The sequence below is a fragment of the Vibrio toranzoniae genome, assembly GCF_024347655.1.
Lineage (GTDB): Bacteria > Pseudomonadota > Gammaproteobacteria > Enterobacterales > Vibrionaceae > Vibrio > Vibrio toranzoniae.
This window is the reverse complement of record NZ_AP025515.1, coordinates 564,054-576,223: the sequence shown is the minus strand read 5'-3', so window position 1 is coordinate 576,223 and position 12,170 is coordinate 564,054. Positions and strand designations below refer to the sequence as shown.

The window sequence follows — 12,170 nt, the reverse complement described above, 5'->3', positions numbered from 1 at the left end:
ATTGTTAATGATAAAACTGTTCATTGTGATAATAATTATCATTGTTATTTTGTTGTGATAAGATTAACGGCCTGTAGCTAATAACACAACTGCGTATTTAATTATGTACCGACTTGTCGATGCGTCGTTTGAAATCGACGGCAACCCTATTCTTTCCGCCACGAGCTTAACTTTTGAACCCGGTCAAATCACTACGCTGCTAGGGCACAATGGCTGTGGTAAGTCGACGCTGATGAAATTGTTGAGCCGCCAAAATGTTCCTACTCAAGGACAAGTTCTCTTGAGAGGTACACCAGTCTCTCGGTTCAATCATCTTGAATTTGCTCATCAAGTGGCTTACTTGCCTCAACATCCACCAATTACTGACGGCGTCACTGTTCGAGAATTAGTTTGTTTTGGCCGTTACCCGTGGAAAGGCGCCTTTGGTCGCTACAGCAAAAAAGACTATGCGATTGTGGATGATGCTATTGATAGAGTTGGATTAAATGCCTTCCGAGATCGATTTGTGGCGACCTTATCTGGTGGTGAAAGACAACGCGCTTGGATAGCGATGCTATTGGCTCAACAAAGCCAATGTATTTTGCTCGACGAGCCGACGTCTGCACTAGATATTGCCCACCAACATGAGTTGCTATCTCTTATCCGCGATCTCAACCGTACTATTGGCCTGACGGTTATCATGGTTTTACACGACGTCAATATGGCGGCTAAATTCAGTGACCACCTGATTGCGCTTTCTTCCGGTAAGATTATAGCCTCAGGGGTTCCTCAAGAATTTATGACCCGCAAGACGTTAATGCAGATCTATGGAATTGATCTCGCCTTATTCCAGCACCCAGAAACGGGTCAACAAATCAGTTATATCCCTTAATTAAAATAAATAGGATTCGGTTGTGAAACAGTTTGTGATGATGTTTTCTATGTTTCTAGCGTTTGCTACTAATGCTATGGACCTTAAACATGAAATGGGTGTTGCCTCTTTTGATTCCATCCCTGAAAAAGTGGTCGCTTTAGATTGGGCATTAACAGAGACCGTCTTGAGTTTGGGGGTTGAGCTTGAAGGCGTGGCGGATATTGATGGTTATAAGCAGTGGGTCGTGGAGCCAGTTCTGAACTCAAATGCCACCAACGTAGGTTCTCGGCGTGAGCCTAATTTAGAGCTGCTTACTACGTTAAAGCCTGATGTCATCTTGATCAGTAAACACATGGCGGCAGCTTACGAGCGGCTCAATCAAATTGCTCCTGTCGTGGTTTTCAGCGTTTATAGCGAAGATAAACAACCTCTTGAGTCGGCAGAATCCGTGACGGTGTCTTTAGGTAAGTTGTTCGGCAAAGAGCGACAAGCAAAGAAAGTGATTCAACAGACTAAACGTGTATTGGCAGAGAACGGAGCGAAAGTACGAGCCGCGAACAAGGGAAGTAAGCCTTTTATTTTTGCTCGATTTATTAACGACAAAACCCTGCGGGTTCATGGACAGGGTTCGCTTGCACAATCAACGCTTGATGCGATGGGGTTGCGTAATGACTGGCAAGCGCAAACGAATCTTTGGGGGTTCTCTACGGTAGGAACTGAGAAGTTAGCAGAGCACCAGCATACCAATGTCATGTTGCTTGGACCTCTTAAGGAACAAGAATTAATACAGCTATCTCGCTCACCCCTTTGGCAAGTCATGGAGTTCACGCGCACCGATTCTGTTCATGAACTCCCTGCGATTTGGACGTTCGGCGGGCTTATTGCTGCGCAACGTTTTAGTTTCCATATTAGCGATAGCATGAATAAACAATGACAAATACCGCCATTAAGCTTCCTAATCGGTCTGTGGAGCGCGTTAATTGGAAAGTGACGATGTTGCTCCTTTCGGTAATCATAGTGATCGGTATGTTACTGCAAGTGACTGCACCATACTCTAAAGGTGTTGAACTGATTTGGGATACGTTATTTCACTTTGATGCGTCGAATTATCAGCACTTGATTACCCGGCTAACTTACCTTCCTAGACTAGTGGTCGCATTAGCATGTGGTTTTGGTCTTGCTGTTGCGGGTTCTGTGATGCAGTTTGTGCTGCGAAACCCTATCGCATCACCTACTACATTAGGGGTTGCGGCGGGAGCAGAATTAGGCATGGTTCTCGGAATACTGTTTCTGCCTGTTGGCTTAGCCATACCAGCATTCATTCCTGCCTTTATTGGTGGCTGTTTAGCGACGGCGCTGGTTTTTTCTCTTAGTGCTGCCAGAGGTTTCTCACCTTTACACTTAGTGTTGGCAGGCATGGTGGTGAGTTTGTTCTTGGGATCAGTGAATACCATGTTACTGATGCTCAATGAACAAAGACTCACCAGTATTTTTGTGTGGGGATCCGGTGTACTTAATCAAAATGATTGGTCGAGTGTTCAGACACTGATTCCTTTGATTTCCTTTCCAACCTTCTTGTTATTACTTCTTCATCGACCACTGTCTGCGCTGCAGTTTGGCGATAATGTTGCGACCTCGCTTGGTATTAACATTAAACACGTCAAGCTGTTGTGTTTGTCTTTGGCTATTTTTATCACCGCTGCGGTAGTCAGTGAAGTAGGACTCATTGGGTTTGTTGGCATCGTTGCTCCCGCCATAGCGAGGATGCTTGGTGCGAGATCGTTAAGGCATCAGATTGTGGTGAGTGGGTGGATCGGTAGCCTAATGCTATTGATTGTTGATTTAGTTATTCAGCCTTTTTCAGGCGTTGGGGGAGAGCTGCTTCCTACCGGTGCCATGACTGCATTGATTGGGGCGCCATTTTTGCTTTGGTTACTACAAAGGGCCAAGTTACCTTCGGAATTAAAAGCACGTAGTGAGCAGACGGAACGCTATAAGCACGTAAATACGAAAAAGATCATTGTGATCATGTTTGGCGTGTTGTTAATCGCTGCTTTACTCGCTGTTGTTGTCGGGCGAGATCAGTTTGGTTGGACATTGAGTTTCAATCAATCCTTATTGCGACTGCGTGCGCCACGGGTATTGGTTGCGTTAATTGCAGGGATAGGACTGGCTGTTGCGGGCACTATTATTCAACGAATCTCAAACAATCCAATGGCAAGTCCCGAAGTATTGGGGATCAGCTCTGGTGCGGCTCTTGCGCTAGTACTCGGGACTTTAACGGGGATAGCGATTGAACGAGAACAACAAATGGCTCTTGGGACTCTAGGTGCTGTATCGGTGACAGTATTAGTGTGGTTGGTGGGACGAAAACACAACTTTGCTCCCGCACAAACTTTACTCACTGGCATTGCATTGAGCGCAGGGCTTGATGCCTTGCTACGTATTGCAATGAGTTCCGGGAATGAAAATGCAACGGCACTCCTTACGTGGCTATCGGGTTCAACTTATCTGGTGGTTACTCAAGATATCGTCTTGCTATTGACTGGCGTTGGTTTAGTCGGAGCTTTTGCATTAGCACTCAATCGTTGGATAGAGATCATCAGTTTAGGGGAGGTAACGGCTAATAGCATCGGTGTGAGCGCCACCACGGTACGTTTAGTCTTACTTCTTTTGGTCGCGGCGTTAACGACGTTGTGTACCATCGTAATAGGGCCATTGAGTTTTATTGGCCTGCTTGCACCGCATATGGCCCGCTCTCTGCACCAATATCGGGCCGTGCCACAAATGTTGACCGCTGCATTATTGGGGGGAATTGTTATGGTCATTGCCGATTGGTTAGGTCGAACTTTGTGGTTCCCTTGGCAATTCCCTGCTGGTCTATTGGCTTCATTAATAGGTGGGGGGTACTTCCTGTATTTAATGAGGCGTTAATAAGATAACCCTTCAGTTTTAGCAGGAATTAATGCGATATTTGCAGTCGATCTGTACGTGATTATAGAGGCCAGAGTACCGAAAATTCGAGTGCTCTGGCCTTTTTATTTGTCGGTATATTATTGATAAAATTAATATTTGTAGATTTGTTATTTATTTTTGTCAATTATTAAAAAATTGGTTGATTATGCAAATGATAATAATTAGCATTCTCTGTATTGGTTTGGTAATAATAGTTCGAGAAATAATATGAATCGTAAAAACGATCGGCTCAATCTCGAGAATTCAAACAAACAGGTCCGAGGTAATGACCCGTCCATTGCTTGTTTTCTCAACTCTCTCGCCCGCGAAAGTCAGTTCATTCAAATTCAACGTTCTGAAGGCCGGTACATTTTCCAGTTGTCCTTATCAGAAAATAGAGTGATTCAAATCCCTCTAAGTTATCACTCTGAACTTGGCAGTCATGAGTATGACCTACCTGCATTGCTCCTTACAGAAGACGCGTATCACGCTTTATCTATTGAAGACCTGATCGACCGAGCCCTTCCACATTGTCCGAATTGAGCACTATTAAATAGTGCATTTGATACGTAATGGCTTTGCTGTTTTGGACAATTGGTATTGCCTTGTCTGCTTAAGCCATTGAGTTAAGAATTTAAGCCATGTATGAACCACCTGATGGGGGATGATGACATTGGTTTATTTAGCAAAGTAATAATGAAGGACATCACATAAGCCTTGATGGTTTTTGGATCCTTCTCTCAATAAAAATAGAGAATGAAATGAACGTTAAAAAAGGAAGTTTTCCACTATCGACTGTTGCTTTAGCGGTTGCCGCTGCAAGCACAATATTCCCAGCCCAAGCTCAACAAACAACAACTGAAGAAAAAATGGTCGTTGTTTCAAGTCGAACTCCTAAAGCGATCAGTGATATCCCCGGCACTGTTTGGTATATCGATTCGGCGCAAATTGAGCAGGAGTTTCGTGGTGGTAAGTCACTTGGCGAGATTCTCTCGGCAACTATCCCGTCGTTAGACGTTAGCAGTGGTGCTCGTACTAACTATGGTCAGAACTTACGTGGACGTAAGATGCTCGTGATGATTGATGGTGTATCTTTACAATCTTCACGTCCAATCAGTCGTCACTTAGATTCGATCGACCCGTTTAACATTGATCGTATTGAAGTGTTGTCGGGTGCCACTTCGATCTATGGTGCGGGTGCGTCTGGTGGTGTAATCAACATCATCACCAAAAAAGCGGATGGTGAAGCGCTAGAGTTTGAATCGTATGTGGGAGGTTCATCAGGCTTTAATTCAGGTGAAGACTTTGATTACAAAGTGGGTCAATCAATTTCTGGTGGTAACGATAAGGTTACTGCTCGTGCATCTGTGGTTTATACCGAAACCCAGGGTTTCTTTGATGCTGACGGCGACATCGTAACGCCTGATATTTCTCAGGGTTCGTTACAGTTTAACCAAACGGTTGATTTTTTGACGACAGTTGGTGTGAATATCTCTGAGACGAAGAAGCTGAACTTGTTAGCTCAATACTACGACAGCCAACAAGATTCACCTTACGGACTTTACATCGTTAACAATAAATTTGTGGACGTGAGAAAAGGTTTTTATTCTGACCGTGAACATGGCACTGAGCGTATGATGTTAAGTGCGTCTTACGTTGATGACCAGTTCTTAGGGCATCAACTTATTGCTGAAGCGTCTTACCGTAAAGAAGATCAGACCTACACGCCTTATTATCAATCTTCAGGTCAACAAATAACGGATGTTTTCTCTTTAAAAACAGCCTTAGCGAAGAGTTTTAACAAGTTTAACATCGTTTATGGTATTGATGCTTATCAAGATACCTTAGAGAGCAACCAAGCACTTTATGATCCAACGATTGCCAATAATTCTGGTAATCTAGTTAACCAAACTTACGCTGAAATAGGTCGTTACCCTAGCGTTGAGGTTGGTTCTGTAGCGGGCTTTGTGCAAGCCGGGTATTCGATCACTGATGCTTGGAGTGTCGAAGGTGGTTTCCGTTATCAATATATGGTCAATAAGATTGACGATTTTGTTGGATATAAGCAACAGGGTCAGATAGCTAAAGGCAATGGAACATCAGCCGACTCAGTACCGGGTGGTGAAACGAACTACAGTGTTGGGTTGTTTAACTTGGGTACGATCTATCATCTCAATGATGAGTCTCAAATCTGGACTAACTTCTCTCAAGGTTTTGACCTTGCGGATCCTGCGAAATACTACGGCCAAGGTGACTACACGTTGGTTGGTGATAACTGGCAATTAAACGACAGTATTAATGTTAACAACTCAAAAATGTCGGGCATTAAAACCAATAGTGTTGAACTTGGTTATCGCTTAGATAACGGTGATTTGAATCTTCAAACTGCAGCGTATTACTCTCACTCGGATAAAGCGGTTAAGTACAACAAGCAGACACTGCTTATTGAAGAGTTGGATGATAAAAAGCGTGTTTACGGTTTAGAAGCGATGGCGTCTTACTGGGTACATGACAACGTTCAACTGGGAGCTTCAGGTCACTACGTTGTTTCAGAAGTGAAAGGCGACGATGGTTGGAAAGATATGACCGCTGGAGAAGCGAGCACGTCAAAAGCAACAGCATGGGCTGGTTGGTATGATTCAGAGCTCGCGCTTAAACTTCAAAGCCAAACTATGTTTGATTACGAAGATGACTCTCAAAACAAACTGGATGGTTACACTGTGTTTGATCTTGTGGGCTCTTACCAATTACCTGTCGGTAGCTTAGGTTTTGGTATCCAAAACTTACTTAACGAAGACTACACAACGATCTGGGGTCAGCGCGCACAAATTGTATACTCGTCTCACTACGATGCTGCAGCTTACGATTACAAAGGCCGTGGTCGTACTTATACTTTGAATTACCAAGTTAAGTACTGATCTCTTTTAGGTAACTGATGTAGAGCTAAATATAGCTTAGCAAAGGCAAAGCCATTCATAGCGATATGAGTGGCTTTTTGTATGACTCTCAATATAGCCGTGCTGGATTACCTCCAACGAGAACGGTGTTACTTACCTCTCGAACGCTTTTCTACCAAGCCATTGCGTTCTAAGCCGCGCCTTACGCTGCTGCATAGTTTACCAAAACGACGCAGTTCTTCGAAGTTTGGCCCTTGTCCGATTGAAATACTGTGTTCCCAGTACATCAACTCACTGTCGACCATCTCCAATAATTTCTTAGAGCAACCGGAGCAATTTCCTTTTGGCCCACAAATGAACGTCTCTGACTCGTAAAGAGGGAGTTCGTTTTTCACTTCTTCGATGAGATTCAACATCGCCGAGTTTAAGTCTGGCTTCTTGTTGGTGAGTGGTTTCAAGCTTAGTGCTTGAGGTGCGATCACTGAAGGGGCTTGTGTATTGGATTGTAGATTCAAAGCAGCTGATGACATATCAAAGGCCTCAAGGAAAGAAGAAGAGGGGCATCCTACTCATCACAACAAAGTGAATCTTGATGTAGTGCAATAAGCGTGGAGATATATCCTAAAGAGGTAGAAGAAATAAGGGCGTGAGAATGGTGGAGAGCGTGAGAAGGAGAGCCACAAACGGCGTGGCTCCCCTAATTAAAGTTTGATATTAACAAGAACCCTTAGAACTCAGCGTCGAACTGGAACTCCATCCACTCTTTGGTGACTGGGTGATGTAGCGCAAGCCTTTCAGCGTGTAAGTGCAATCGGTCAGCTTTGTTGCCATACAAGCCGTCACCAACGATAGGCATGTTAAGCCCTTCTTCGTGTGAACAGTGAACGCGTAATTGGTGTGTACGGCCAGTTTTCGGGTGCAGATAAACCTTGGTTGTGTCTTGGTTTCGCTCAATCACTTCCCATTTGGTTTCAGCTGGCTTGCCGTGCTCGAAGCAGACAATCTGACGAGGACGATCGTACAAATCGCCGCGCAATGGCAAGCGAACATAACCTTCATCTTCTGCCAGAACGCCTTCAATCATTGCTACATATCGCTTCTCGACTTCACGAGTAATGAACTGCTTCTGCAAGCTTTTGTTCGCACGTCGAGTGAGGGCAAATATCAGAATACCAGAGGTCGCCATGTCCAAACGGTGAATCACAAATGGGCCTTCAACATCGGGATGCATTTCTTGAACGCGAGTATAAGCCGAATCTTTGATGGTTTTGCCCGGTACAGATAGGAAACCGGCTGGTTTGTGTACCACAACGATGTGGTCGTCTTGGAACAAGATATCGAGGTCTTTGCCTTCTGCTGGGTTTTCTAGCAATGGGTTTGGGTCGACTTCTAGACCTTTCATCATGTGGCCTAAAATCGGTACACATTTGCTTTGGCAAGAAGCATAGTATTTTTTGTGTTTGCGGATTTCTGATTTTGGTGAGCGACCCCACCAGAATTCAGCCAGTGCCAGTGGCGTATAGCCATTCAGATATGCATATTGCAGAAGTTTTGGCGCAGCGCATTCACCAGAGCCTGCAGGTGGAATCTTGTTCGGCGTGTTTTCAAAGATTTGGTTTAGATCTTCGACATTGCCTTCCGCATTTTGGAAAGCGTATTGTGAAAACAACTTGTGTTGAAGCTGATGAGAAAGGTGTGCTCTTTGCTCTTTGAGCTCTGCTAATTGAGTCGTAAACACGTCAACTTTGCCTTGAAGCTCATTCAGAGTTTGTTCCCAGTTGAGCTTAAGATACTTCTGCTGATTCTTGTCGGCAACACTGGCTTTGTTTAGCTCGTTATTTAGCTCTTCGAAAGCTTGCTCATCAAGGTTTTCTTTGCCTTGTTCACGTTGCTCTTTACGTGTTTTTCGGCCTTCAATAATCAGCAAGCGTTGCGCTTCGATCTCTTGTTCTGCCTGTGCTTTCTGTTGTGCTAACTGCTCACACAATTCGAGATATTCAGTATTGACTTGCAGCGCTTTAAATTTCGCATTCACAGCCATCATGTCGGCCGTGTCTTGATGGAAAAAGCTGTCGCTGCTCAACATGTCGAATACGGGCGGTACAAAATGGGGCAGTAGGTTTTGGTCGGCGACTTTACCAGAAAATGCAGAGAAATAACCAAGCTCACCTTCTGGGCTTTTCACCAACAATACACCAAACATTTTACCGCGACCCACGTCAGAATCTAGCCCGAAATCATGTTGCCAATCGGTTTGTGTTTCTAAATATTGTTGAAGTTGGTGAGAGGCGATTTCACACAGTGGGTGTGGTTCGTAATAGAATGGGAACGTGAAACGCTCAGGCAACGAATATGACTCGATCGGCTGTTGAAAGCGAGTGAAGCAATGCTCAGGGTTGTGGCTTTTTTCTGAGGCGTGCGTTGGATTTGGTGAGTGCATATTGTCGTCTTAATACTTATATCGTCGTGTAATGGGTAGTGAGTCTACCGTGTATTACTAGAAAGCCTTCAACACGGTACAAGGCGGCGATTCTACTCTTTATCGAAAAGCGCCACAAATAAGAAATGGTTCAATTATTGGATACCACTGTTGTGATGCGTCACTCCAAGTTTTCGAGTGACGGTTTGAGCTTCATAAGTGGATGAGTGACTTCTCGTTTTTTATTATAGAAGACAACTTAATAAACGAAGGGTGGTAGCCTTACCGATGTCTTGTGTAACTAAGGTAACGTTATGATCCCACTAAATACTTCCATCGTGGCAGGTGTCGCTTTTTCTGAAATCAACGGCCAAACGAAAATGCTATTAATGAAGCGTGTGAAGGGCGGTTTTTGGTGCCATGTTGCTGGTTCAATCGAAGTGGGTGAGACTGGCTGTCAGGCCATTGTTCGTGAGTTTGAAGAAGAAACCAAAATCGCAGTGGAAGTTCTGTATAATGCGCAGTTCTTAGAACAGTTCTACGAGGCGGACGTCAATGTGATTCAACTAATCCCAGTGTTTGCCGTGTTATGCCCGCCCAATCAGGCGGTTGAACTGAACCATGAGCATACCGAGTACCGCTGGTGTAGTTTAGAGGAAGCTAAAGTGCTAGCGCCGTTTCCTAATCAGCATGCAGTTTATGATCATATCTGGTCGTATTTTGTTGATAAGTCCGTAAATCCGCTTTACCGAGTGAAAGTGAAGTAGCGCGGTGTCCCTTGATTAGATGTGCAGAACTTAACGTTTAGACTTACAAAAAAGGGGTAAGAAGACGCTTACTGGTACTTGGCGCCAAGTTTACTTATTGTGTTTCTCTTTGCTTTTCCGGTATTCACTTGGTGTCATTCCAGTCATTGTTGAAAACTCCCGATTAAAATTAGATTTAGTCTGAAAACCAGAATTCATGAATACTTGAGTAATAGTGTCTTGCGACGTAATCAAAGCATGTTTGGCATGGTCTATACGATACTTATTGATGAGTTTAGAAATATTCTTTTTATGAACTTGATTGACTGCGATAGAAATTTGTTTTGCTGGTATACCTAACTTTCGTGTCAATTTCGAAAGAGTGAGTTCAGGGTCTAGGTAAAGAGAGTCTTGGCAAATCTTGCTATCTAACATAGAAGTGATTTCTTCAGCCCGTTCACTGGTCATTAATGCAGAACTTAGTGGCTCATCATTAGCGCCATTCATTTCTTTGGACTTTTCCCCATTCGTTATAGGAGTATTAATACCTGTCACGACGACAGCTATCGATAGCACGGGCAAAAGAACTAAATGTGCAGCAGTAAGTATGTAGAGTGACAGTTCGCCTTGGTTAAAAGTTAAATCCAACGACATGAATGTATCTACAAATGCAGAAAATATCAGTACCCACCCAGCAATACTCTCTGCTTTTTTTACTCCTTCCCAATTTCCTAGCGAGACATTAATCAGTGCGGCTTCTGTTGACGAAAAGCGGAGTAGTGCAATTCCATAAATGATGTAAGTTAAAGTAAGTATTTCATCCAATGGAAGTGCTAACCAGGGTTGAGTTATAGAGCTCACAACAACGAGTAATGGTGCAACAAAGTGTTTAATAGGTAAGAAGCCGAGGTCTCGATTTGCATGCGCAAACGCATACCACGCTGCAACAGGAATTGTAGAAGCCAAAATAGGTTGTGCGATGCTGAAAATTTCAAGTCCAAATGTCCAGCGTAATCCAACCATCGCGGTAGTGGCAGAGCACAGCCCTAAAAACATGCTTGCGACCTTAGTTTGTTGAGAGAGTCGGGCATAAAGTATTATCGCCAATAACCCTAGCAACATAGAAACAATGAATGGTACGGGAATCGCAAGCATAGTTGGACCTAGATTAATAAATGGGTATTTGAACGGGATTGCACCAAGGATAACTCGATGAAATATAATTAAAAATGTAAAATAGACAAAAACTTGTTTAAGGACGACCTAAAACCTGTTTTGAGACGTATACTCCCCTTATTTCGAGGCAAAATGTCATCATCAATTCGTTATTGAGGTGACATTTATGAAGTTTTATTTTCTAGCTTGGAAACGAAGTTTAGATTTTGTTGGCCGCTCGTCGCGTGAAGAATACTGGATGTTTATACTCGTGCATATATTGGTGAGTGTCGGGTGTATTGTGGCTGATATGGCTATGGATATGACGACTTGGTTTGACACCATTTATGGCATTTTAAGTTTCATTCCTATGCTTTCCGCAATAGTGCGTAGACTGCACGATATTAACAGATCTGGTTATTGGGGACTGGTCTTTTTTATACCAGCAGTAGGACCTTTTTGGTTAATATATTTGTTGGTGAAATCGACCAATGTTCAGAACGATCAGGAGGCTTTAGCATGAAAAAAGCAATCACTTTGCATGTGTTTTTGTCTGTTTTTATCTCAACATTTAGTGGCGCCATCACTCTATCGCCGGCGGATACGTTTGGTACTCTAACAATCGACACTATGACCCAAGGACAGCTCTTGTGGCTTAACGGCCGAGTCGGGGAAGCGAACTATATATTTACTCGTCAAGACGAAAAAATATGTACTGTTCAGGTGCCTGTTGCTGTGGGGAGTATTGCTGAACCTGATTTGGGGATCAGTAAAACGAAAGGTCTAACTATTGTCGTTGTAAGTCAACGGCTCAATGATGCACTTATTCAAGGGAAACGGGTAAATAGTAAAGATTGGCGCTTCACAACAAAAGAATATAATGGAAACGTTGACGGACTGATAGTTAATGGAATTAACCTTGAAGAAGGCTTCATCTTAAACTCCAAAAGAAAGTGGGTTTCTTGGTTTTTAGGAGATAAACCAAGCGTCGTTTGTCACTAATTTATAGTTCCTTTCAAACAATGCTACTCATACCAATCGTAGTACGTAATTGGCCACCATAGCTTGTTACAGCGCTCGACAACTTTGTTAGAAACTGTGGTTGGTTGGTATTACATGCATAGAAGCTCATTCTGCAAATGAAT

Annotated in this window: 11 protein-coding genes; 8 read left to right on the top strand and 3 right to left on the bottom strand. The window is 43.5% G+C overall.

The window, feature by feature from the left end; genetic code table 11:
• The first annotated feature begins 103 nt into the window (after nucleotides 1–103).
• From OCU50_RS16975 to OCU50_RS16955, 5 genes are all read left to right on the top strand, one after another.
• The gene (locus OCU50_RS16975; RefSeq protein WP_060469441.1) at nucleotides 104–871 is read left to right on the top strand and encodes an ABC transporter ATP-binding protein; all 768 of its coding nucleotides are present in this window, start codon (nucleotides 104–106) and stop codon (nucleotides 869–871) included.
• A gap of 22 nt (nucleotides 872–893) precedes the next feature.
• Nucleotides 894–1,787, top strand: coding sequence for an iron-siderophore ABC transporter substrate-binding protein (locus OCU50_RS16970; protein ID WP_060469442.1), 894 nt, complete (start codon nucleotides 894–896; stop codon nucleotides 1,785–1,787).
• A gap of 59 nt (nucleotides 1,788–1,846) precedes the next feature.
• Nucleotides 1,847–3,787: a Fe(3+)-hydroxamate ABC transporter permease FhuB gene (fhuB, locus tag OCU50_RS16965; protein WP_370736485.1), complete on the top strand. Its 1,941-nt coding sequence runs from the start codon at nucleotides 1,847–1,849 to the stop codon at nucleotides 3,785–3,787.
• A gap of 249 nt (nucleotides 3,788–4,036) precedes the next feature.
• Complete coding sequence (locus OCU50_RS16960; protein ID WP_153011328.1) at nucleotides 4,037–4,351, top strand: hypothetical protein; 315 nt, start codon at nucleotides 4,037–4,039, stop codon at nucleotides 4,349–4,351.
• Between the two features lie 218 nt (nucleotides 4,352–4,569).
• Nucleotides 4,570–6,726: a TonB-dependent receptor gene (locus tag OCU50_RS16955; protein WP_060469444.1), complete on the top strand. Its 2,157-nt coding sequence runs from the start codon at nucleotides 4,570–4,572 to the stop codon at nucleotides 6,724–6,726.
• Nucleotides 6,727–6,854: 128 nt separating this feature from the next.
• Here the strand turns inward: OCU50_RS16955 and OCU50_RS16950 are convergent, their stop codons facing one another.
• On the bottom strand, nucleotides 6,855–7,235 hold the full coding sequence (locus OCU50_RS16950; RefSeq protein ID WP_060469445.1) for a hypothetical protein: 381 nt from the start codon (nucleotides 7,233–7,235) through the stop codon (nucleotides 6,855–6,857).
• A gap of 197 nt (nucleotides 7,236–7,432) precedes the next feature.
• The gene (locus tag OCU50_RS16945; protein ID WP_060469446.1) at nucleotides 7,433–9,145 is read right to left on the bottom strand and encodes an RluA family pseudouridine synthase; all 1,713 of its coding nucleotides are present in this window, start codon (nucleotides 9,143–9,145) and stop codon (nucleotides 7,433–7,435) included.
• A 293-nt stretch (nucleotides 9,146–9,438) separates the two neighbouring features.
• Between OCU50_RS16945 and OCU50_RS16940 the strand changes: the two genes are divergently transcribed.
• Entirely contained in the window at nucleotides 9,439–9,891 is a 453-nt protein-coding gene (locus OCU50_RS16940) for an NUDIX hydrolase (RefSeq protein WP_060469447.1), read from the top strand.
• Nucleotides 9,892–9,981: 90 nt separating this feature from the next.
• Here the strand turns inward: OCU50_RS16940 and OCU50_RS16935 are convergent, their stop codons facing one another.
• The gene (locus OCU50_RS16935) at nucleotides 9,982–11,025 is read right to left on the bottom strand and encodes a helix-turn-helix domain-containing protein (RefSeq protein WP_060469448.1); all 1,044 of its coding nucleotides are present in this window, start codon (nucleotides 11,023–11,025) and stop codon (nucleotides 9,982–9,984) included.
• A gap of 187 nt (nucleotides 11,026–11,212) precedes the next feature.
• On the opposite strand from OCU50_RS16935, the gene OCU50_RS16930 reads away from it, so the two are divergent.
• Both OCU50_RS16930 and OCU50_RS16925 read left to right on the top strand, forming a co-directional pair.
• The gene (locus tag OCU50_RS16930) at nucleotides 11,213–11,548 is read left to right on the top strand and encodes a DUF805 domain-containing protein (RefSeq protein ID WP_060469449.1); all 336 of its coding nucleotides are present in this window, start codon (nucleotides 11,213–11,215) and stop codon (nucleotides 11,546–11,548) included.
• Entirely contained in the window at nucleotides 11,545–12,027 is a 483-nt protein-coding gene (locus tag OCU50_RS16925) for a hypothetical protein (protein ID WP_060469450.1), read from the top strand. The genes OCU50_RS16930 and OCU50_RS16925 overlap by 4 nt, the downstream gene beginning before the upstream one ends.
• Nucleotides 12,028–12,170 lie beyond the last annotated feature (143 nt).

Coding starts and splice junctions, on each gene's coding strand:
- OCU50_RS16975 (WP_060469441.1), top strand. CDS start 104: ATGTACCGACTTGTCGATGCGTCGTTTGAAATCGACGGCAACCCTATT.
- fhuB (WP_370736485.1), top strand. CDS start 1,847: ATGTTGCTCCTTTCGGTAATCATAGTGATCGGTATGTTACTGCAAGTG.
- OCU50_RS16960 (WP_153011328.1), top strand. CDS start 4,037: ATGAATCGTAAAAACGATCGGCTCAATCTCGAGAATTCAAACAAACAG.
- OCU50_RS16955 (WP_060469444.1), top strand. CDS start 4,570: ATGAACGTTAAAAAAGGAAGTTTTCCACTATCGACTGTTGCTTTAGCG.
- OCU50_RS16950 (WP_060469445.1), bottom strand. CDS start 7,235: ATGTCATCAGCTGCTTTGAATCTACAATCCAATACACAAGCCCCTTCA.
- OCU50_RS16945 (WP_060469446.1), bottom strand. CDS start 9,145: ATGCACTCACCAAATCCAACGCACGCCTCAGAAAAAAGCCACAACCCT.
- OCU50_RS16940 (WP_060469447.1), top strand. CDS start 9,439: ATGATCCCACTAAATACTTCCATCGTGGCAGGTGTCGCTTTTTCTGAA.
- OCU50_RS16935 (WP_060469448.1), bottom strand. CDS start 11,025: ATGCTTGCGATTCCCGTACCATTCATTGTTTCTATGTTGCTAGGGTTA.
- OCU50_RS16930 (WP_060469449.1), top strand. CDS start 11,213: ATGAAGTTTTATTTTCTAGCTTGGAAACGAAGTTTAGATTTTGTTGGC.
- OCU50_RS16925 (WP_060469450.1), top strand. CDS start 11,545: ATGAAAAAAGCAATCACTTTGCATGTGTTTTTGTCTGTTTTTATCTCA.